The organism is Roseburia sp. AF15-21 (assembly GCF_003479505.1).
Lineage (GTDB): Bacteria > Bacillota > Clostridia > Lachnospirales > Lachnospiraceae > Roseburia_C > Roseburia_C amylophila.
This window is the reverse complement of the sequence record NZ_QUHG01000005.1, coordinates 143,678-166,347: the sequence shown is the minus strand read 5'-3', so window position 1 is coordinate 166,347 and position 22,670 is coordinate 143,678. Positions and strand designations below refer to the sequence as shown.

Below are 22,670 nucleotides of genomic sequence, written 5' to 3'. Positions count from 1 at the left end.
TCCTTTTACTCTTCTTCCTCGTCGTCCTTCTTGTTCAGATTTGCCTGTACACGACGATACAATTCCTGAGCTGCATTGTAACCCATCTTCTTCTGTCTGTGGTTAACGGCTGCAGCCTCGCAAATAACTGCCAGATTTCGGCCTGGACGGATTGGAAGGGAATGACATACTACTTTATTTCCAAGTAACTCTGTATATTCTTCCTCAAGGCCAAGGCGGTCATACTCATTATCTTTCTTCCAGTCTTCCAGTTTAATTACGAGATCGATATTCTGTTTCTCTTTTACACACTCAACACCGAACAAAGTCTTTACATCAATGATTCCGATACCTCTTAACTCAATGAAGTATCTGGTGATATCCGGTGATGTGCCGGTTAAGGTATGCTCATTGATTTTACGGATTTCTACCACATCATCTGTTACCAGACGATGTCCTCGCTTAATCAGTTCCAGTGCTGCTTCACTCTTACCAATTCCGCTTTCACCGGTAATCAGAAGTCCCTCACCGTAAACGTCTACCAGCACACCATGGATGGTAATACACGGAGCAAGCTCTTCACTTAAAAGATAAATCAGCTCCGCCATGAATTCTGATGTGCTTCTGTCTGTTCCGAATACCGGAACATTATTTTCCTTTGCCCTCTGTAAGAACAGGTCATCCGGCTGTAAATTCCTGCAGAAAATAACACATGGTATATCATATTTTAAGAACCGGCTGTAAATGCTATCCTTTTCTGAATCATTCAAATGCTGCAGGTATGTATATTCTACCATACCGATAATCTGTACACGGGACTGCTCGAAATGTTCAAAATATCCGCTCAGCTGTAATGCCGGACGGTTTACATCCGCAAGTCTGATGCGGTGTCCCTTTAATTCCATATCCTCAATATATTTCTTTAACTGCAGTTTTTTTACGATTTTCTCAATTCCTACACCTTCCACGGCATGACTCCTTCCTTATCTTCGCCCCTGTATTTTTATAATTCTTTACTGTTCTAATAATTTGAAACGTTCTACCAGTTCATCTAAAGAAGTTGCCTCTGCAGACAATTCTTCACTGGTTGCTGATGCTTCCTGGGATGCTGCAGAATTGGTCTGAATAACATCATCAATCTGTTTTACACCATCTTCAATTTCTTTTACTGACACTGCCTGGCGGTCAGATGCAATTCTGATATTAGCAACTTCTGTAATAATAGCATCCAGTTCTGTAATAACCTTATTTAATGATTCCGATGTCTGCTGTGTTACTTCGTTTCCATGTTCTACTTCTACCTGGTTTGTCTCCAGTAAATGCTTGGATGTCTCTGCAGATTCTGCACTGCTTTCAGCCAGCATACGAATCTGCTCTGCAACAACTGCAAATCCCTTTCCTGCTTCTCCGGCTCTTGCAGCCTCAATGGATGCATTCAGGGAAAGAAGGTTAGTCTGGCTTGCAATACCATCAATTTCAGTAATAACTCTTTCCAGCTCTTTGGATGTTGTCGAGATACGTTCCATTGCCTCCATAAGTTCCCGCATCTTGTTCTGGCTGACATTTGCTTCCATTCCTACGCTCTTTGCACGGTCATGTACAATATCTGTTGACTTGCTGTTTGCAACAACCTGTTCTGTAACCTTTGAAACATTCTCCACCAGATTATCTACTGCAATAGACTGGTCTGTTGCACCCTTTGCCAGATCCTGGGAGCTGATTGCAAGCTGTTCAGAGCCGGCGGCTACCTGATTAGATGATTCCTTAATCAGACATAATGTACTGCTTACGTTCTGGATGGTGCTTACCAGTTCTTCCATCACAGTTTCAAATTCTCCCACATATGCTTCTTTGCATGAAGAACGTACGGTATAATTACCCTGTGCAAATTCTTTTAAAATATTCTGTAAATCGCCAACAATTTTCTGTAAAGTATCTTCCATATTACGGAACCGGTTTGCCAGTTCTCCGATTTCATCTTCAGACTGATAAGTTACTTTCTCATGCAATTCTCCATGGGAAAGATGCTCTGCTACATCTTCTAATTCCCGGATTGGTTTTACAATATAATAAATTAACCACTTGGATTCCCGGCCGGTTAAAGTAACACTTACTACTACGATTGTCAGCATAATCACAATGCAGATAACCAGAACCGGAATACGGAACGCATCCGGCACCACTGCCAGCAGAATCAATCCCAGACTGGCTAGTGCTACTGTTGCAAAATACAGCCTGAATATCATGTTAAATGCATCATTAACTTTTTTCTTGATACTTTTGTTTTTGAATTTTTCTTCTTTGGTCATAGTGATTCTCCTTTTTCTTTTTATTTTTCCTCTCCCCTGTGGAAAAAGCGGAATACTTCTTCCGCTGCTTTTTCGTTCATCGCTTCTGTCCCAGACAATTCTTCTATGGATGCACTGCGAATTGCGTCTAAGGACTGGAACCTTCGCATCAGCGCCTTTCTTCGTGCCGGCCCGATTCCCGGGATATCATCCAGCACAGAATGCACCTGTTCCTTACTTCGTAAAGAACGATGATATTCTATAGCAAACCGATGTGCTTCATCCTGTATTCTTGTAATCAGATGAAATCCTTCACCGGAAGTGTCTATCGGTATCTCTATATTCTGATAATATAATCCTCTCGTCCTGTGATGATCATCTTTTACCATTCCACAGACCGGTATGGAAAGATGCAGTTCATCCAGCACCTGAAGAGCAATATTTACCTGACCTCTTCCACCATCCATCATAATCAAATCCGGGAATTTTGTAAATCCCCCATATTGGTCATCCAGCCCTTTTTTTTGTAAAATTTTCCTTTCTTCCTGTCCATGGGTAAATCTGCGGGTCAGAACCTCGTGCATGGATGCATAATCATCCGGTCCCGTGATAGTTCTTAACTTAAATTTCCGGTAATCACTGCGCTGTGGTTTTCCCTTTTCATAAACCACCATGGAACCTACCGTTTCAAATCCATTGATATTGGAAATATCATAGGCTTCCACGCGTTCTAACTTTTCTAAATCCAGCCAGGATGCAATTTCTTTCATTGCACCGATTGTCCTGCCTTCTTCACGCTTTAGTTTTTCCCTGTCCTGGGACAATACCAGTGCGGCATTTTTCTCTGCCAGCTCTACCAGTTTTTCCTTCATTCCTTTCTGTGGTACCCGGAGTACTACCTTCTGACCACGCTTCTTAGTCAGCCAGTCTTCAATAACTGCCGCATCCTCAACTGCATATTGCAGCATGATTTCCTTTGGGATATATGGTGTTCCGGAATAGAACTGCTTTAAAAATGTTGCCAGTATCTGTTCCTTACTGTCTTCATTGGCAATAGTTACATAAAAATGTTCTCTTCCTATAAGCCTTCCGCTCCGGATAAAGAATACCTGGACTACTGCATCCCGGTCATCGGCTGCAAGAGCTATTATATCTTTATCTTCTCCATCGGAACTGGTGATTTTCTGCTTCTGTGCCACCTGTTTTACACTGTTTAAAAGTTCCCGGTACTCAATTGCCCGCTCAAAATCCATATTTTCCGATGCCTGCATCATACGCTCTTCTAATTCTTTTAAAACCGGCTGATAATTGCCATTTAAGAAATCTACTGCCTGATTGATTTTCTCCCGGTACTCCTCTTTGGAAATATAACCCTGACAGGGTGCCTGACACTGATGAATATGGTAATTAAGGCACGGACGTTCTTTTCCAATATCTCTTGGCAATACCCGGTTGCAGGTTCTTAAATGATAAATTTTTTTCAACAAATCTATCGTATCTTTCACCGCACCGGCACTGGTATATGGACCAAAATATCTGGATTTGTCTTTTTTCAGCTGACGGCAAAAGAGAACCCTGGGAAATTCTTCCCCCAGAGTCACCTTTATATAGGGATAAGTCTTATCATCCCGGAGCATGGTATTATACTTCGGTCTGTACTCTTTTATTAAATTGCATTCTAATACCAGTGCTTCTAATTCCGAATCAGTGATAATATATTCAAACCGGGTAATCTTCTTTACCATCTGGTCTTTCTTGATTCCTTCGTCATGACACGCCTGAAAATACTGACGTACCCGGTTTCGAAGGCTTACTGCCTTACCTACATAGATAATGGCATCACTGGCATCATGCATGATATAGACCCCCGGCTGATTCGGAAGCTTCTTTAATTCTTCTTTAATATTAAACGTCATTCCCGTTCTCTTCTTTTTGGTCTTCTTCCTTCTTTTCCTCATCCGGATCCGGCAGCCCTTTTAACTCACGGAATATCTTCATAAATTCTTTACCCGTAATGGTTTCATGTTCATATAAATAATCCGCAATATGGTCTAATACCTCGCGATTCTCTTCTAAGAGCTGATATGCCTCCTGATAGCAGTTATGAATCATGGTACGGACTTCTTCATCAATCTGTGCCGCTGTCTCATCGCCGCAATTCAAATGTGCTGCACCATCCAGATATGCATTATCTACAGAAGCCAAACTCATCATGCCAAATTTATCTGACATACCAAACTGTGTAATCATTGCCCTTGCAATCTTGGTCGCATTTTCAATATCATTTGCTGCTCCACTGGTTGCAGAATGGAATACCAGTTCTTCTGCTGCACGGCCTGCCATATAAGTCGTTATCTTGGCAATTAATTCATCCTTGGTCTCAAGAAATTTCTCTTCTTCCGGTGTCTGCAAGGTGTATCCCAATGCCCCCATGGTTCTTGGTACGATAGTAATTTTCTGTACCGGTTCTGTATTCTTCTGTAATGCAGTAACCATTGCATGACCTACTTCATGATAAGAAACAATCTTCTTCTCATGATTACTCATGGCACGGTCTTTCTTCTCTTTTCCACCAACTGCCACGATTTCAAAGGCTTCAAACAAATCACTCTGATTTACAAATTTACGGTTATGTTTTACTGCATTAATAGCAGCTTCATTAATCATATTTGCAAGATCGGAGCCAACCAGTCCCGCACTTGCCAGAGCAATTGCTTCCAAATCTACGGATTCATCCATATGCACATCTTTGGAGTGTACCTTCAGCGTCTCAAGACGACCCTTCAAATCCGGTTTGTCTACAATAATTCTACGGTCAAACCGACCCGGGCGAAGTAACGCTTTATCCAGTACTTCCGGACGGTTTGTTGCTGCCAGAACTAAAAGCCCCTTTGAAGTATCAAATCCATCCATCTCTGCCAGCAGCTGGTTTAAGGTCTGCTCACGCTCGTCATTTCCACCGCCGAATCTGCTGTCACGGCTCTTGCCGATGGCATCAATCTCATCAATAAATATGATACATGGTGCCTGTTTCTGGGCATCCTTAAACAAATCTCTTACCCGGGATGCACCGACACCTACAAACATCTCTACAAAGTCAGAACCGGCCAGTGAGAAGAACGGAACATTTGCTTCTCCGGCAACTGCCTTGGCAAGCAGCGTTTTACCGGTTCCAGGAGGTCCTACAAGCAATGCTCCCTTCGGAAGTTTTGCTCCGATTTCACGGTATTTTTTCGGATTATGCAGGAAATCTACCACTTCCTGTAAAGATTCTTTTGCTTCATCCTGTCCGGCAACATCCTTAAAGGTTACACCGGTTGTCTTTTCTACATATACTTTGGCATTGCTCTTGCCGACTCCCATCATTCCGCCGCCGGCCTTCTTCATGACTGCGCCAAAAATAATCCAGATAATAATCAAAGGCAATACAATACTTAAAATATTAAACACCCATGTCGATGTATTATTCGGAATATATCCGTCAATTTCTACATTGTGTTTATTTAAGAGATTTAATAAATTTTCATCTTTAATAAATCCGGTATAATAGGTCATCTTTACCAACGTCTTATCATCTGACTTCGGTGTGATATTATACTGGTTTGCACCTACTTCGACCTTTTCTACCTTGTCATCCTTTACCATCTGGACAAATTCCGTATAGGTAATCCGCTGGGAAGTCATATCTGCACTGCAACGGTTTAAAAGACTCATAAAGAACAGCGTCACAAGAGTAATGATAACAAATGCCAGTATCATCTGGCCATTACCGCCCTTTTTATCGCCGTTCTGATTATTATTCCCATTATTCTGGTTATTATTTCCACCATTCTGATTATTATTTCCATTATTAAACAGGTTATCCATTGTATCCTCCGTATATGATTCTCGAAACTCTCCCAAAATATAGTTCTTATTATATGTAATCTGCCCGGATAAATCAATAATAACTCTGTTAAGTTTTCCTTTCTTTTCTAAATATTTTATAAATTTTTGTGGATTTATTTTTACTGTCGTTGTATAATAGACTAAGTTTGAGAAAAAATGAGACCGACGGCGCATTCACTGTCGGTCTATCTAAGTTTTAACCATATACACACATTTAAGGAGGAACTACCATGCCTGTAAAATACGTCTTTGTCACCGGTGGAGTTGTTTCCGGTCTCGGAAAAGGCATTACTGCTGCATCACTTGGCCGTCTGTTAAAAGCCAGAGGCTACAAGGTTACTATGCAGAAATTTGACCCGTATATCAATATTGACCCGGGTACCATGAACCCAATCCAGCACGGTGAAGTTTTCGTTACCGATGATGGAGCAGAAACCGACCTGGATTTAGGCCATTATGAACGTTTCATTGATGAAAGTCTTACCAAGAATTCTAACGTTACTACCGGAAAGGTTTACTGGTCTGTACTTCAGAAAGAACGCCGTGGAGACTTTGGTGGAGGTACTGTTCAGGTAATTCCACATATTACCAATGAAATCAAGAGCCGATTCTACCGTAACTTTACTTCCAATGATACCCATATTGCCATCATTGAAGTAGGTGGTACTGTTGGAGATATTGAAAGCCAGCCTTTCTTAGAGTCCATCAGACAGTTCCAGCATGAAGTCGGACATGAAAATGCAATTCTGATTCATGTAACACTGATTCCTTATATCAAGGCATCCGGTGAATTAAAGACCAAACCGACACAGTCCAGTGTAAAAGAATTACAGGGAATGGGTATCCAGCCGGATATTATCGTATGCCGTTCCGAGCATCCTTTAGACCAGGGCTTAAAGGATAAAATTGCTTTGTTCTGTAACGTCCCAAACGATCATGTACTGCAGAATCTGGATGTAGAGTATCTTTATGAAGCACCACTTGCCATGGAAAAAGAAAATCTGGCAAAGGTTGCCTGTGATTCTCTTCATCTTCCATGTCCGGAGCCGGATTTAAAAGACTGGACCGATATGGTTGAAGCATTACGCAATCCGATTCAGGAAGTAAATATCTCCTTAGTTGGAAAATATACACAGCTTCATGATGCTTATATCTCTGTTGTAGAAGCATTAAAACATGGTGGAATTGCCGAGCGTGCAACCGTTAATTTAAACTGGGTAGATTCCGAATTATTAAATGATGAAAATGCAGAAGAAATTCTTGGTAATTCTGACGGAATTATTGTACCGGGTGGTTTCGGTGACCGTGGTGTAGAAGGAATGATTACTGCTGCAAAATATGCAAGAGAACATAAAATTCCATACCTTGGTCTCTGTCTTGGTATGCAGGTTGCTATCATTGAATATGCAAGACACGTCTGCAGACTCAATGACGCGCACAGCATCGAATTGGATCCGAATACCACACATCCTGTCATTGCTCTGATGCCGGATCAGGATGGCATTGAAGACATCGGTGGAACCTTACGTCTCGGTTCTTACCCATGTGTTCTGGATACTGATTCCCTTGCTTATCAGGTTTACGGAGAAGAAACCATCCACGAAAGACATCGTCACAGATACGAAGTGAACAATGATTACCGTAACATTCTTACCGAAAACGGTATGAAGCTGTGTGGTCTTTCTCCAGATGGACGTATCGTAGAAATGGTAGAAATTCCTGGACACCCTTGGTTCGTTGCAACCCAGGCCCATCCAGAATTAAAATCCAGACCAAACCGTCCACATCCTTTATTCAAAGGCTTTATTAAAGCAGCAACTGAAATCAGAAAGCAGAAATAGACTTTATTTTAAAAACAGCCTGTGATTTTCATGATACATCATGAAAATCACAGGCTGTTTCTGTTTTACAAATATAACCCAAAATCAAAGCAGTACTGCTTACTTTCTTTCTCCGTCTAAGAAACGCATCTCGCCCTCTTCCCCTTCTTCCGGTTTTGAAAAACCAATCATTCTCGCCTTTTCTCCATTTAAAAGACGCAGGCACTGTGGACAAAGTGTTCCAAAGGAAACCGGCTGTCCGCACCGGGAACAATAATTCGACATAATACCTGCTTTATCCTTTTCTTTATATTCAATTCTTCCCTCTTTAATCCACTGCTTTACCATCCGTACCGGAATATCAAAATACTCTGCCACCTGATATTCATTTACATCATTGTTTCGTACAAATTCCCTCACTTTATCAAAAAGAAGCAGTTCCTCACAGGCATAACAGTATTCCCTGTCTGACAAAGGTGGCAATGCCTTTCTGCACATCTTACAATACTTAACTTCTGTCTCCATTCTTCCCATCACCTGCTAACTGTATTTATTCTGTATCCTCTGAAGATATGTCACATAGTTTTCTCTCATCTCTGCCGGCTCAATAATCTCAACCTTTTCTCCAAGACCACAAAGCCAGCCGTAAAACTGTCCGCTGACTGCCACATGAAGTCTTGCTCTAAAATGCATATCATCTGCTTTTCTGACATTTACTTCCTGCCCAAACCGGTCAATCACCACGCCAATCATATCATTTTCACAAAGCAGTGTCACCGTTTCTTCCTCACCGGCAAACATACCAAAAGTTTTCTTTGAATAAGATGCAATATCAAAGGTTTCAAACTGCTTAAGACCTTCCCGTTTCTTTCTGGTCAGTGAAATCTTAAGCATCTTATCCACGCGGAAATGCTTGATAATCTTATCTTCCTCATCATATGCTATAAGATAATAATTCTCATCATCCCAGGAAAGCACCAGCGGACTCACCTCGTAAAATGCTCCGTCCCGTCGAAGCTCCATTTCTTTTTCGATATTCCACGAAAAATACTGGAAACGGATTTTTACATCTCCGGAAATTCCGTTGTAAATCATATCAATGTTATAATAAATATTCTCATTAATGGTCTTATTCCGGTTGGTTACCACTACCTGACGCTGAAGCTGTTTTGCCTCATAGACGCTGACCAGCTTCTCCAACTTATGTATCAGCTCTCTTGATTTCTTCTGTGTAATGAACTTCGATGACTGCACCGCATCCACCAAAAGTTTCAATTCTGCCAGTTCAAAATCACGGCTTCCGATATAATATCCGCCTCGGTACTCCTGTTCCCTTAAAATATCCACGCCAAAGTCCTGCAGCATCTCCAAATCCCGATAAATACTTTTACGTTCTGCCGAAATACCTTTCTGATTCAGATATGCTATAATATCCCTCATCCTGACAGCATGCTTCTCATCCGTCTGTTCATACAGCAGTTCTAATATATATAATATTTTCAGTTTCTGATGCTCTGTTTTTCCCATAGTTCTAGTATAGCATAGGGCAAAACTTTGTGATACCTGTTTTTCAAATTTTCTGACATTTTCTCGTCACTCGCCCAAATTATGTTTTTCATTTTACTGTAAAAAAGGAATTGTCACCCATTCCAATTCATGTTATAATATGCATAAATAAAGATTGAATTACCAAGAGACGAGAGCAAGGTAAAGAAGAGCGAGAGCATCGCTTTTATTTATCTTGCTTTTTTTGTTGCCAGCAGAAAGGAGTTTTATATGTACGATATTGCAGTTATTGGTGCCGGAGTCACCGGCTGTGCCATTGCCAGAGAGTTATCCCGCTATCAGGCAGGCATCTGTGTCATTGAACGGGAAGAGGATGTCTGCTGCGGAACCTCCAAAGCCAACAGTGCCATTATCCACGCCGGATTTGACGCAAAACCGGGCACACTGAAAGCAAAGCTTAATGTAGAAGGAAATGCCATGATGGATACTCTCTCTAAGGATCTGGACATTCCTTTTGTACGAAACGGTTCTCTGGTGGTCTGCACCGATGAACAGGATGCCAGCGAATTGGAACGTCTTTTGGAACAGGGGAAAGAAAACGGGGTCAAAGACTTACGCATTCTTGACCGCGAAGCCTTACACACCATGGAGCCAAATTTAGACGACCATGTCACAAGTGCTCTCTACGCACCCACAGGTGGTATCGTCTGTCCGTTTCATATGACAATTGCCTTCGCGGAAAATGCCGTTGCAAATGGCGTTGAATTCTTTTTAAATACTGCTGTAACTTCTATCACCAGCCTAGAAGATGGATACCTGATTTCCACTGATAAGCAGGATATCACCGCAAAAACTGTTATCAACGCTGCCGGTGTATATGCAGATGTTTTTCACAATATGGTAAGCAGCAAAAAACTTCACATTACCGCCCGGAAAGGTGAATACCAGCTTCTTGATAAATCTGCCGGAACTCATGTATCCCATACGATTTTCCAGCTACCGGGTAAAATGGGAAAAGGTGTCCTGGTTACTCCTACGGTTCACGGCAATCTTCTCGTTGGTCCGACCGCGGAGGATACCGATAACAAAGAAGGCAGCAATACCACCAGAGAAGGACTTGCTTCTCTTTCCGAAAAAGCCTCCCACAGCGTTAAGAATCTTCCGATGCGTCAGGTCATTACTTCTTTTGCAGGACTACGTGCCCATGAAGATAATGGCGACTTTATCATCGGCGAAGCAGCTGATGCTCCCGGCTTTTTTGATGCCGCTGGTATCGAATCTCCAGGACTTTCCTCTGCACCAGCCATTGGCGTCATGATGGCCAGACTGGTGCAGGATAAGATGCATTTAACCGAAAAAGAAAATTTCATTGCCACCCGCAAAGGAATTTTACGACCAGAAGAGCTTTCCTTAGATGAAAGAAATGAACTGATTAAAAAGCAGCCTGCCTATGGAAACATTATCTGCCGCTGTGAAATGATTTCAGAAGGAGAAATTCTCGATGCTATTCACCGCCCGCTGGGTGCCCGCTCTTTAGATGCCATCAAGCGTCGTACCAGAGCAGGCATGGGACGCTGTCAGGCAGGCTTTTGTTCCCCGCGTACCATGGAAATTCTTTCCAGAGAAGTTCCTATGGAAATGACGGACATCAGCAAATGTGGTGGCTCATCGCAGTTTGTCTATGGTTATAACAAAGAGATTCAGGAGGAAATGCCATGAAATCATATGATTTAGTAATCGTTGGCGGCGGTCCTGCAGGACTTGCAGCCGCTGTATCCGCAAAAGAAAATGGAATAAATGATATTCTCATTATTGAACGTGACAAAGAGCTTGGCGGCATTTTAAACCAGTGCATCCACAACGGTTTTGGACTTCATACCTTTAAGGAAGAGCTGACCGGGCCGGAATATGCTTCCCGCTTTATTGAAAAAGTACTCTCTCTTGGCATCTCTTACAAATTAAACACTATGGTAATGGATATCTCCCATAAGAAAAAAATAACTGCCATGAACCGGAAAGATGGCATGTTCGAGATTCAGGCAAAAGCAATTATCCTTGCCATGGGCTGCAGGGAGCGGAGCCGTGGTGCCCTTAATATTCCGGGCTATCGTCCGGCAGGTATCTACTCCGCCGGAACGGCACAGCGTCTTGTCAATATGGAAGGCTATATGCCTGGCAGAGAAGTCGTTATCTTAGGCTCCGGTGATATCGGTCTGATTATGGCACGCCGCATGACCTTAGAGGGCGCCAAAGTAAAAGTCGTAGCAGAACTGATGCCTTATTCCGGTGGTCTCAAGCGTAATATTGTTCAATGTCTGAATGACTTTGATATTCCGTTGAAATTAAGCCATACCGTTATTGATATTGAAGGAAAAGAGCGTGTCACCGGTGTTACCATTGCAGAAGTCGGCTCCGATGGAAGGCCAATTGCCGGTACAGAAGAATATTATTCCTGCGATACGCTCCTCTTATCCTGTGGTCTGATTCCGGAAAATGAATTAAGTCGCAGTGCCGGTGTCACTTTAAATCCGGTCACCTCCGGTCCTGTTGTAAATGACAGCTTAGAAACCAGTATTTCCGGTGTTTTTGCCTGTGGAAATGTCCTGCATGTCCATGACCTGGTGGATTATGTTTCTGAAGAAGCCGGTATCGCCGGAGCGAATGCTGCACATTATATTTTATCCGGCAACACTGCTGATGCATGTAATACCAGCAGCCAGCATTCCGATGCATCCGTTTCCGAATGCAGCCAGCCATCTGTCGAAATTATTCCAACCGGTGGCGTCCGCTATACCGTTCCAAAATACATCCGGCCGGAGGCTATGGCAGACAAAGTTACTGTCCGGTTCCGCGTGGGACAAATTTATAAAAACTGCGGAATTGCCACTTACTTCGGCAAAGAACGTATCAGCTTCCGGAAACGTCCGGTTATGGCTCCGGGCGAGATGGAATCCATTGTCCTTACCAAAGAACAGCTTACCAACTGCCCTGGTTTAGAGCAGATTACCATTTGTATAGAGGAGGCGTAAGAGGATGGAAAAACGTGAATTAACCTGTATCGGCTGCCCTTTAGGCTGCTCTATTACCGTAACCATGGAAAATGCAGAAATTCTTGATGTTACCGGCAACACCTGCAAACGCGGCGATGCTTATGCCCGTAAGGAAGTTACCCATCCAACCAGAATCGTAACTTCTACCGTCCGGGTATCCGGTGGCACGATTCCGATGGTGTCCTGCAAAACTAAAGAGGATATCCCAAAAGAAAAGATTTTTGCAATTATCAATGCTCTCCGGGGCATCACTGTTCCTGCACCGGTCTCTATCGGAGATATTCTGGTTCAGGACGTTGCAGGCACCGGCGTGGATATTGTTGCCACAAAAAATGTTCCTGCAAAATTATAATCTCATTGTTATCAAATGATTCACATCATTCTGATAAATATTTATTCCAGGGGAATAACTGTTTTGGTGCGCCAGTATCTGATTGAGGGGTCAGATGCTGGCGTATCTGTTTGTTTTTCTTTATGATTTTATAGTTTTCCTTTATCATTTCCGGAAATGACGGTATAATATTTATAAATACGAAAGTACGATGCGTAGAAAGGCGGTTTTACTATGCTTTCAAATTGTAAAGATGCTATGGATAATTCTCCGATTATTGCAGCCATCAAGGATATGGCAGGATTGGAAAAATGTCTCACCTGCGACAGCCAAGTTATTTTTATCCTGTTTGGAGACATCTGCAATATTGCAGATATTGTAGATAAGGTCAAAGCTGCCGGGAAAACGGCTATGGTACATATCGATTTAATCAATGGCCTATCCGGAAAAGAGATTGCTGTGGATTTCATCCGCAAATACACCCACGCCGACGGAATTATCACCACAAAACCAGTTCTTATCAAACGAGCCAGGGAATTAGAGCTTTCCACGATTCTGCGATTCTTCGTCATTGATTCCATGGCTTATGACAGCATTGAAAAGCAGCTTCGTTCTGTAAAACCGGATTACATTGAAATCCTGCCGGCACTAATGCCTAAGGTTGTATCCCGCATATGCCGGCTTTCAAAAGTTCCGGTTATTACCGGCGGACTCATTTCCGATAAAGAAGATGTAGTTTCCATGCTGAATGCCGGAGCAGTCTGCATCTCATCTACGAATCCGGATGTGTGGTTTTTGTAATATGATTTTCAATTTATTTTATACAATTCCTATTTGTAACGAATCAGGAGGTTTCCTATGACAGAATCAGAAAAAATGAAGCTGGGACTTTGGTATGATGCCAATTATGACCAGGAATTATCAGAAGAACGTGAGAAAGCCGAAGATTTATATTTCACTTTCAACCATACTGCACCAAAGGAAAAGGCGCTGCGGGAAGATATTCTTAAAAAACTGCTTCCAAAAAAGGGTGAACGTGTTACCATTCTCTCTCCATTTTATACCGACTATGGTTATAACTGTAACATTGGCTCTGATTGCTTTATCAATCACAATGCCTATCTGATGGACTGTGCTCCAATCACTCTTGGCAGCCACTGTTTTATCGGTCCAAACTGCGGCATGTATACAGCCGTTCATGCTACCATCGCCGAAGAACGCAATCTTGGGCTGGAAAAGGCGCTTCCGATTACTATTGGCGATAACGTCTGGATGGGCGGTGATGTCACCATTCTTCCAGGTATCACCATTGGTGGAAATACCATTATCGGTGCCGGAAGCGTCGTCACAAAGGACATTCCTTCCAATGTCGTTGCCGCCGGTAATCCATGCCGTGTTCTCCGTCCGATTACAGAGGCCGACCGCATTGCAAAGAAATAATGCATTTCATTATAATTACTTCTTTCTTCAAAATATTCTTCCTTTTTAAGCTACCTTCTTATTCTTCTTATCAACACGCCATTTGACAAAGTGTGGAATCAATGTAGTGGCGGGCAAGCAGGATTTCTCCCTGCTGTTCCACTTCAACATCTTCTTCACAGCAGTTGATGATTACCTCCACATAACAATCCGGAAAATCCACTTTCCGGAACTGGATAACACGCTTGTACTTGGCATAATCATTTGGGAAATGGAAATTGCGGCTTTTTAAAAGAGGTTCCTGTCTGCGCAGATGAATCAATGTTGCAATAATTTTACTGCGTTCAGCATATTTTCCAGCCTCAATGTCCTTCCAAGGCATACAACGTCTGCAATCCGGGTCATAGCTTCCCTCCATTGCAATTTCTGTTCCATAGTAAATGCAAGGACTGCCCGGCATTGCAAATAATACTGCAATCTGTGCAAAATACTCATCCAGATTTTTCACATCCGAGCGGAGCCGCTTTGTATCATGAGAATCCAGAAGATTGAAAAGCACATCATTGGTCTGCTGCATATAGCTTGTATAGCAGCGGTTAATCGTATACTCAAAATCCTCATTGGTCAGGCTTTTATCTATCCAGAAATCCTTAATACTTTGTCCCAGTGGATAATTCATAACGGCATCAAATTCATCCCCGCGTAGCCATGGAAGTGCATTGTGCCAGATTTCTCCTAAAATATAAATGTCCGGGTTAATTTCCTTTACTCTGGCATGCAGCTCCTTACAGAATCGATGAGATACCTCATTTGCCACATCCAGACGGATTCCGTCAATACCATAATGCTCCACCCAGTTTGCACAGATATCGACAAAATATTTTCTGACCTCCGGATTATTGGTATTGATTTTCGGCATTCCATCATAAAAGGCAAAGGTATAAATCTGTTTTTTCTTTGCAGCTTTTCCTTTCCGGTCAAATGGCCATTCATTTATCATAAACCAGTCATAATATTCTGATTCCGGTCCTTTTTCAAGGACATCCTGCCACGGTGCAAAATAATATCCGCAATGATTAAACACGCCATCTAACATTACACGGATGCCACGTTTATGTGCTTCTTCCACCAGATGAATCAATGTCTCTTCATCTCCGAACCGTGGGTCTATCTTTGTATAATCCGTCGTATCATACTTATGGTTGGATGGTGACTCATTGATTGGTGTCAGGTATAATCCATTGATTCCAAGATTCTGCAGGTAATCCAGCTTACTTGTGATTCCAGCCAGATCTCCGCCAAAACATTCCTCATTTTTTACTCTGCCATGCTCACGCCACGGCACTACATCCTCCGGGTCAATAGAATGGTCTCCATTACAGAAACGGTCCGGGAAAATCTGATACCATACGGTATCATTTACCCAGGCAGGTGTCCGTGGCACATCGCACGGATTCATCCACGGAAATACAAAACACTGGCGGCTTCTGCCTTCCAGATGCATCTGCTCATCACTGACAAATCCATCCTCAAAATAGAACCAGCTTTCATTTTCTGTCTGTAACTTAAAATAATATTTCAGACGTTTATATTCCGGTCGGACGGTTGTTGTCCACCAAATCTGATTTTTCAGACGCTTCTTATAAATGATTGCCTCTTCCGTTCCATCCCAATGCTCTCCGCCACCTAAGATACCAGCAGCAAATGGGTCTCCTGATATGATGGATACCGATTGCACATCATATCCCGTCTTAATATTAATAATTAACTCATCTTCATTCAACGGATAACAATAATTGTCACTCGCCTGATGATAAACTGCATTAAAATCCATTTGTTTCCTCTTTCTCTTTGCGATGTATTTGTCTTTAAATTATAACATATTTCTTTTCATTTCTCTTTATCATTTTTTTCAAATACAGGTATAATAGTTACAAAGATTCAGAAAGGCGGTTATATTATGCTTTCCAACTGTAGAGACGCTATGAATAATTCACCGATTATTGCGGCAATTAAAGATATGACAGGATTAGAAAAATGTCTGACCTGTGACAGCCAGGTTATTTTTATTCTGTTTGGAGATATCTGCAATATTTCAGATATTGTAGACAAAGTGAAATCTGCCGGAAAAACCGCTATGGTACACATTGATTTAATTAACGGTCTTTCCGGGAAAGAGATTGCCGTGGATTTCATTCAGAAATTTACCCGGGCTGACGGTATTATCACTACCAAACCATCCCTTATTAAACGAGCCAGGGAATTAGAACTTTCCACGATTCTGCGTTTCTTTGTCATCGATTCCATGGCTTACAGCAGCATCGAAAAGCAGCTTCGCTCTGTTAAACCGGATTACATCGAAATCCTGCCGGCACTGATGCCTAAGGTTGTATCCCGTATATGCCGGAGCTGTCTGCATCTCTTCTACCAATCCGGATGCGTGGTTTCTGTAAACTACGACTGAAGCCGGAGATTTATTCTTTCTATATTAAATTAGTCCGCTTCCAATACTTTTTTATTCTATATATGTACAAAGATGTTGACTATTCAACTTTTAACTGTTATGCTTTTATATGTTGAGTATGCAACATCTTTTCTTATGTAAATAACGGAAAATAATACTCTTTTCCGTAGCTTTATGGAGGCAGCTATGATTGAACGATTCGAAACCTTTACCACCAATATTGCATCGATTTACAAAAACATTGTAAAAATAAAGAAATATGAGATGAACAAAATTGGTCTTAAGGGCACTCATGTTACATGCATGAATTTTCTAAACAATTCTCCGGAAGGTCTTACTGCCGCTGAAATCTGTGTTCTCGCCAAAGAAAACAAGGCTGGTATTTCCAGGGCACTTGCCGACCTCCTAGAACAGGGGCTGGTAGAATATGTCAACGCAGAAGATACGTCCGACAAGCGGAAATACCGCGCCAAGGTCATCCTGACACCCAAAGGGATTGCTTATGCCCAAAAAGTAAATGCCGCAATCAACAATGCGGTATCTTTTGGCGGCTCAGATCTTTCCGATGAAACCCGGGCTGTTTTTTATTCTGCATTAAAAACAATTTCCGCAAACTTAGAACAATATTGTAATGAATTAGAAAGGAATGATGATCATGAATAAATGTAAAGCTGCATATTGCAGAATTTTTCAGAAATGTTTTAAAATTGCAATCCCTTTTTTGCCCTACAGACATCCGGAAGTTTTTTACAGCACTTCCAAACTGACCGGGCTTTTTGAAGAAAAAGGCATTGATACTATATTAATCATTACAGATGCCGGTATCCGCAAATTTGGTCTTTTAGACCGGATGCTTATGCATTTTGACCACCATAACATCCATTATTTTATCTATGATAAGACGGTCGCTAATCCAACTACAACAAATGTAGAAGAAGCAAGAGTGCTTTATCTTGAAAAACATTGTGATGCTATCATTGGTTTTGGTGGTGGCTCCAGTATCGACTGTGCCAAGGCCGTCGGTGCAAGAATTGCAAAACCTAAGCAGTCTTTATCCAAAATGAAAGGTATCTTAAAAGTGCATAAAAAACTGCCTTTATTGGTTGCGATTCCGACAACTGCGGGAACCGGAAGCGAAACCACTCTCGCTGCTGTTATCACAGATGCCCAGACAAGACATAAATATGCCATCAACGATTTTCCTTTAATTCCTGCATATGCTGTATTAGACCCGAAAGTAACCATAAGTCTTCCGCCATCTCTTACCGCCACCACCGGTATGGATGCCTTAACCCACGCCGTAGAAGCTTATATTGGCGGTTCTACTACAAGACATACCAGAAAATATGCTAAAAAAGCAACTAAATTAATTTTTGACAATATCTACAAAGCATATGACGACGGTCAGAATATAGAAGCAAGAAAAAAAATGTTGAAAGCCTCTTTCTTTGCCGGATGTGCTTTTACCAAATCCTATGTGGGCTATGTCCATGCCGTAGCCCACTCCCTTGGCGGCAAATATAATATTCCACACGGACTTGCCAATGCGACAATACTTCCGATGGTATTAGAAGATTATGGTTCTACCATTTACAAAAAGCTCTACCAACTTGCTGTTTATGCAGGTATTGCTGACGAATCCGATGATTATGAAATAGCTGCTGATAAATTTATCTCTGCCATCAAAGACATGAAAAAATATTTCCAGATTGGTGATACTTTTTCCGAGATTCAAAAAGAAGATATTCCGGAGCTTTCCAGATATGCCGATAAAGAAGCAAACCCGCTTTATCCGGTTCCAGTTCTGATGAATGCAAAAGAGCTCGAAAAATACTATTATATGCTTATGCCAGAGGAGGAAAAATAATGACTGAAGCTGAAATAACAGAACTTGTTTCTACGCAGCGCAATTATTTTAAAACCGGTGAAACATTATCTGTTGCTTACCGGATTGCCGCTTTAAAAAAGCTGAAAGATACTATTTCAAACCATGAAAATGAAATTTTAGCAGCGCTTAAGGCTGACCTTGGAAAATCAGCCCACGAAAGCTATATGTGCGAAGCCGGACTGGCTTTAAGCGAACTTACCTATATGATAAAGCACACCAGAAAATTTGCCAGTGAAAAAAACGTTCATACGCCCCTTGCACAATTTCATTCCAAAAGCTACAAAAAACCGTCTCCATATGGTGTTGTACTGATTATGAGCCCCTGGAATTATCCTTTTCTGTTAACCATTGACCCATTAATCGATGCAATTGCCGCAGGAAATACTGTCATTTTAAAGCCAAGCGCCTACTCGCCTAACACAAGTGCCATCATCACATCTCTGATAAAAGAATGTTTTGAAGAGAAATATGTAGCAGTTGTAACCGGTGGCCGGGCAGAAAATACGGCTCTTTTGCAGTCACACTTTGACTATATATTCTTTACCGGAAGTCAGGCGGTCGGCAAAACTGTCTTAGAGCATGCAGCTTCCCACCTTACTCCGGTAACACTTGAGCTTGGTGGAAAAAGTCCCTGCATCGTTGCAGCAGATGCCAACCTGAAATTAGCCGCCAGACGAATCGTATTTGGGAAATATCTCAACTGCGGCCAGACCTGTGTGGCACCGGATTATGTATATTGCGATGAGCAGATCAAAGATGCTTTGCTCCTAGAAATAAAAAAAGAAATCATCCGGCAATATGGGGAATCTCCTCTTGAGAATTCCGATTATGGCAAAATCATCAACGAAAAGCATTTTCATCGCATCAATAGGTTGATTGATTCTTCAAAAGTAATTTATGGCGGTAATTCCAACGAAGAAACGCTGCAGATTGAGCCAACCGTCATGGATCATGTGACTTTTGAAGATGCCGTCATGTCAGAAGAAATCTTCGGTCCGGTTATGCCTGTATTAACTTTTTCACATATGAGTGAAGCTACCGGCAAAATTAATTCCATGGCTCATCCTCTTGCACTCTATATCTTTACTTCAAGCAAAAAGACTGCAGATGAAGTCATTTCCCATACTGGTTTCGGTGGTGGCTGTATCAACGATACCATTATCCATCTTGCCACAACAGAAATGGGCTTTGGCGGCTTCGGCGAAAGTGGCATGGGTTCTTATCATGGCAAAACCGGATTTGATACCTTTTCCCATTATAAAAGCATCGTTGATAAAAAAACCTGGATTGATCTGCCTATGAGATACCAGCCATATACTTCTCTTCATGACAGGCTTATCCGGTTCTTTCTGAAATAACCGGAAGATATTTCGGGTATTTTCCAGAGAAATTGTCTAATGGCTGAATGCACTCTCTATTACCTGAATGCTCGGGCTATCGGCTAAGCGCTGGGCTATTTGCCTACATGCACGCTCTATTGGCTGGCAGGGAGCTTTAAAAGCGCCCTGCTTGTTTATATATCTATTGTAAATATCTGTCTATCATCTCTTCTATAATTTTAAAATCCAGCACATTCTGCTGAGTTTCAAATGTAAGTATCAGATTTTCACCCGGATATATTCCGTTCTTTTCATAAGATTCAATTTTTCTTATTGCTGCTCTTGCATATTCAGGGTTATCCATCATGCCCTCATGTTCCCAATAAATTTCCTTTCGCTTTTTTCTGGAAAAGAATGTAAAATCCGGATAAACAATCCCATATCCTTTTAAATATAATGGTTTTTCATATCTATATAAGATTTCTTTTCTATAAAAGAAGTCTGCCAGCATTTTTTCTGTTTTTGATCTCACACGTTCCCCTTTTTCCGTAATAATAACCGGCACTCCCTCCTGAAATTCTTTTCCCTTGTATTCTCTCCTATACCATTCCATTTCCAATTGCTCCTCTGTTGGTTCCACCGGAATCACGAGTGCTTTTCGGGCAGGATGCTCCTTCTTATATACTTCTTCAATTTCATTATCATGATATGTCCCAACCAGCGATTTCATTTGTTGCAGCCGTTTTTCTGCTATTCTCAATACTTTTTCATCATATGATTTTTGAGCTAATTTTCTCACTAAATCCATCTCGGATTTTTGAAGAAATTTTTGGCATTTCATATCATTCTCTTTTTTCACATGATAAAACTGAGTATAATTATGAGATTTTGATACCCTGAGCGTTCCCTCTGGCATATCTGCCAATTCTTTTCTCAGCTTTCCAGCAATCTTCTCCAATCTCAAGTATTCCTCTATCAATAATTTTCTTAACCCCTTCATGCATTTCCTCCACTTCTTATTAATTGCAATAAATAACTCTACTTTTCCATTCTATTACAGTTGTTTTTTCTCCCCTCTCATTTTCAGCTGTAACTAAATCACCCCTTCTACAGCTTTTTCTCCGGCTCTCCCAAATTCAGCTGTAACTTTTCACCCTTTTCTACAGCTTTTTCCCTGAATTTCTCATTCTGCGCTGTAACTATATCTTCTCCTCTACAGCTTTTTTCTCGAATCTCTCATTTTCGGCTGTAACTATATCTTCTCCTCTACAGCTTTTTCCCTGAATCTCTCATCCTGTGCTGTAACTATGTCTTCTCCTCTACAGCTCTTTCCCTGAATCTCTCATCCTGTGCTGTAACTATGCCTTCTTTTCTACAGCACTTTTCTCGAATCTCTCATTTTGTGCTGCAATAGTCGCCAGTAGCAGCTTGTAAATGTAATCATATTCTGATTATAATTATGATTATGATAATGCTTATCATTAAATTGTAACGGTAATCTGAAATTATATAATCTTAATTTCTGTTAAAATAATGCTATTTATAAGACTGTTTCTATATATTGGAAAATGTGTACCCGACCTGGTACTTAGATAAAAATCCCGGAAGCCCAAAGCTTCCGGGAATATTGTTTGAATGTTTTGAATATAATTCGGAAACGACTAACGTTTGCTGAACTGTGGAGCACGACGTGCAGCTTTGAGACCGTATTTCTTTCTTTCTTTCATACGTGGGTCTCTTGTTAAGAATCCGTTAGATTTCAGAACTGGTCTGTAATCTGCATCAACGGTAAGTAATGCTCTTGCAATACCATGACGGATTGCTCCAGCCTGTCCTGTATATCCGCCACCTTTTACGTTTACCAATACGTCGAACTTGTCGGCTGTCTCAGTAACTGTTAATGGCTGACGAACGATAACTTTCAAAGTCTCTAATCCGAAATATTCATCGATATCTCTTTTATTTACTGTAATCTTACCTGTTCCTGGTACTAAATATACTCTGGCAACAGAGGATTTTCTTCTTCCTGTTCCGTAATACTTTGTATTAGCCAATGTTTTTTACCTCCTATTAAAATGTTAAAGCTTCTGGTTTCTGAGCTTCATGCTTGTGGTCTGGTCCTGCGTATACAAATAATTTAGTATACATTTCTCTTCCTAAAGGTCCCTTTGGAAGCATTCCCTTAACAGCGAACTCAATAACTCTTTCTGGATGCTTTGCTAACATTTCCTTTAATGTAGTCTCTTTCATACCGCCTACATAATCGGAATGATGGTAATAAATCTTCTGGTCTAATTTCTTACCTGTTACTTTAATCTTCTCTGCATTTACAACGATTACATAATCACCTGTATCGATATGTGGTGTAAATGTTGGTTTATTCTTTCCTCTTAATACTTTAGCAACTTCTGATGCTAAACGTCCTAATGTCTTTCCATCAGCGTCTACTACATACCATTTTCTCTCAATGGTTGCTGGACTAGCCATAAAAGTTTTCATTGGTTTACCTCCTTGAAATTATAAGGAACATATACATTCTGCGTAATGTCCGGACGCAGTCCGCTTTGCGTTCCACACTATTGTTTCTATAGTTGAAATGTCGCTCCGGGGCTTTGGATTGACATTCTTGTACTATGTCAGACTTAGATATTATAGTACACGACCCCTCGTGTGTCAAGTAAATTCTATACAAATATTTTCCACAACATTCGCCATATA

Annotated in this window: 19 protein-coding genes and 1 pseudogene; 10 read left to right on the top strand and 10 right to left on the bottom strand. The window is 41.3% G+C overall.

The features are described 5' to 3' along the window. Window positions 1-5 precede the first annotated feature (5 nt). Genes hprK through ftsH form a run of 4 tightly spaced genes read right to left on the bottom strand, consistent with a single transcriptional unit; the run spans window position 6 to window position 6,134 of the window. Window positions 6-947, bottom strand: coding sequence for an HPr(Ser) kinase/phosphatase (hprK, locus tag DWW33_RS09105; protein ID WP_118639324.1), 942 nt, complete (start codon window positions 945-947; stop codon window positions 6-8). A 45-nt stretch (window positions 948-992) separates the two neighbouring features. Then, complete coding sequence (locus DWW33_RS09100; protein ID WP_117696659.1) at window positions 993-2,288, bottom strand: methyl-accepting chemotaxis protein; 1,296 nt, start codon at window positions 2,286-2,288, stop codon at window positions 993-995. Window positions 2,289-2,308: 20 nt separating this feature from the next. Next, window positions 2,309-4,183 (bottom strand): excinuclease ABC subunit UvrC, encoded by a 1,875-nt coding sequence (gene uvrC, locus DWW33_RS09095; RefSeq protein ID WP_242988750.1) that lies wholly within the window; start codon window positions 4,181-4,183, stop codon window positions 2,309-2,311. Further along, window positions 4,173-6,134 (bottom strand): ATP-dependent zinc metalloprotease FtsH, encoded by a 1,962-nt coding sequence (ftsH, locus tag DWW33_RS09090; RefSeq protein WP_118639323.1) that lies wholly within the window; start codon window positions 6,132-6,134, stop codon window positions 4,173-4,175. Before ftsH ends, uvrC begins: the two co-directional genes overlap by 11 nt. Window positions 6,135-6,385: 251 nt before the next feature. On the opposite strand from ftsH, the gene DWW33_RS09085 reads away from it, so the two are divergent. Next, the gene (locus DWW33_RS09085; RefSeq protein WP_117947730.1) at window positions 6,386-7,996 is read left to right on the top strand and encodes a CTP synthase; all 1,611 of its coding nucleotides are present in this window, start codon (window positions 6,386-6,388) and stop codon (window positions 7,994-7,996) included. Window positions 7,997-8,095: 99 nt separating this feature from the next. Here DWW33_RS09085 and DWW33_RS09080 read toward each other — a convergent pair whose 3' ends face one another. Together DWW33_RS09080 and DWW33_RS09075 are read right to left on the bottom strand one after the other, a co-directional pair. Beyond that, window positions 8,096-8,500, bottom strand: a complete 405-nt coding sequence (locus tag DWW33_RS09080) for a hypothetical protein (protein WP_022243589.1) — start codon at window positions 8,498-8,500, stop codon at window positions 8,096-8,098. Window positions 8,501-8,515: 15 nt separating this feature from the next. Then, window positions 8,516-9,502, bottom strand: a complete 987-nt coding sequence (locus DWW33_RS09075) for a helix-turn-helix transcriptional regulator (protein ID WP_118639322.1) — start codon at window positions 9,500-9,502, stop codon at window positions 8,516-8,518. A gap of 249 nt (window positions 9,503-9,751) precedes the next feature. On the opposite strand from DWW33_RS09075, the gene DWW33_RS09070 reads away from it, so the two are divergent. The 5 genes from DWW33_RS09070 to DWW33_RS09050 all read left to right on the top strand — a co-directional run bounded on the left by DWW33_RS09070 (window position 9,752) and on the right by DWW33_RS09050 (window position 14,302). Beyond that, window positions 9,752-11,200 (top strand): NAD(P)/FAD-dependent oxidoreductase, encoded by a 1,449-nt coding sequence (locus tag DWW33_RS09070; RefSeq protein WP_118172854.1) that lies wholly within the window; start codon window positions 9,752-9,754, stop codon window positions 11,198-11,200. After that, window positions 11,197-12,510, top strand: a complete 1,314-nt coding sequence (locus DWW33_RS09065; RefSeq protein WP_118639321.1) for an NAD(P)/FAD-dependent oxidoreductase — start codon at window positions 11,197-11,199, stop codon at window positions 12,508-12,510. The genes DWW33_RS09070 and DWW33_RS09065 overlap by 4 nt, the downstream gene beginning before the upstream one ends. A gap of 4 nt (window positions 12,511-12,514) precedes the next feature. Beyond that, on the top strand, window positions 12,515-12,883 hold the full coding sequence (locus DWW33_RS09060; RefSeq protein WP_118172856.1) for a DUF1667 domain-containing protein: 369 nt from the start codon (window positions 12,515-12,517) through the stop codon (window positions 12,881-12,883). A 213-nt stretch (window positions 12,884-13,096) separates the two neighbouring features. Further along, a complete protein-coding gene (locus DWW33_RS09055) occupies window positions 13,097-13,663 on the top strand; it encodes a glycerol-3-phosphate responsive antiterminator (RefSeq protein WP_117696642.1) in 567 nt (188 codons plus the stop codon). Between the two features lie 57 nt (window positions 13,664-13,720). Then, complete coding sequence (locus DWW33_RS09050) at window positions 13,721-14,302, top strand: sugar O-acetyltransferase (protein WP_118639320.1); 582 nt, start codon at window positions 13,721-13,723, stop codon at window positions 14,300-14,302. 50 nt (window positions 14,303-14,352) lie between these two features. Here the strand turns inward: DWW33_RS09050 and DWW33_RS09045 are convergent. Further along, window positions 14,353-16,115 (bottom strand): annotated as a pseudogene (locus DWW33_RS09045) (glycoside hydrolase family 13 protein). A gap of 126 nt (window positions 16,116-16,241) precedes the next feature. Here DWW33_RS09045 and DWW33_RS09040 point away from each other — a divergent pair. The 4 genes from DWW33_RS09040 (at window position 16,242) to DWW33_RS09025 (ending at window position 19,991) form a co-directional block, all read left to right on the top strand. Then, window positions 16,242-16,745 (top strand): glycerol-3-phosphate responsive antiterminator, encoded by a 504-nt coding sequence (locus DWW33_RS09040; RefSeq protein WP_118639319.1) that lies wholly within the window; start codon window positions 16,242-16,244, stop codon window positions 16,743-16,745. 186 nt (window positions 16,746-16,931) lie between these two features. After that, window positions 16,932-17,408, top strand: a complete 477-nt coding sequence (locus DWW33_RS09035; RefSeq protein ID WP_158561540.1) for a MarR family winged helix-turn-helix transcriptional regulator — start codon at window positions 16,932-16,934, stop codon at window positions 17,406-17,408. Continuing rightward, complete coding sequence (locus DWW33_RS09030; RefSeq protein WP_118639318.1) at window positions 17,401-18,612, top strand: iron-containing alcohol dehydrogenase; 1,212 nt, start codon at window positions 17,401-17,403, stop codon at window positions 18,610-18,612. Before DWW33_RS09035 ends, DWW33_RS09030 begins: the two co-directional genes overlap by 8 nt. Then, window positions 18,612-19,991 (top strand): aldehyde dehydrogenase, encoded by a 1,380-nt coding sequence (locus tag DWW33_RS09025; protein WP_118639317.1) that lies wholly within the window; start codon window positions 18,612-18,614, stop codon window positions 19,989-19,991. Before DWW33_RS09030 ends, DWW33_RS09025 begins: the two co-directional genes overlap by 1 nt. A 163-nt stretch (window positions 19,992-20,154) precedes the next feature. Here DWW33_RS09025 and DWW33_RS09020 read toward each other — a convergent pair whose 3' ends face one another. The 3 genes from DWW33_RS09020 to rplM all read right to left on the bottom strand — a co-directional run bounded on the left by DWW33_RS09020 (window position 20,155) and on the right by rplM (window position 22,451). Then, window positions 20,155-20,952, bottom strand: a complete 798-nt coding sequence (locus DWW33_RS09020; RefSeq protein ID WP_118639316.1) for a hypothetical protein — start codon at window positions 20,950-20,952, stop codon at window positions 20,155-20,157. Window positions 20,953-21,613: 661 nt separating this feature from the next. Beyond that, a complete protein-coding gene (gene rpsI, locus DWW33_RS09015) occupies window positions 21,614-22,006 on the bottom strand; it encodes a 30S ribosomal protein S9 (RefSeq protein WP_022242745.1) in 393 nt (130 codons plus the stop codon). Window positions 22,007-22,022: 16 nt separating this feature from the next. Further along, window positions 22,023-22,451: a 50S ribosomal protein L13 gene (gene rplM, locus DWW33_RS09010; protein WP_022242744.1), complete on the bottom strand. Its 429-nt coding sequence runs from the start codon at window positions 22,449-22,451 to the stop codon at window positions 22,023-22,025. Window positions 22,452-22,670: the final 219 nt, after the last annotated feature.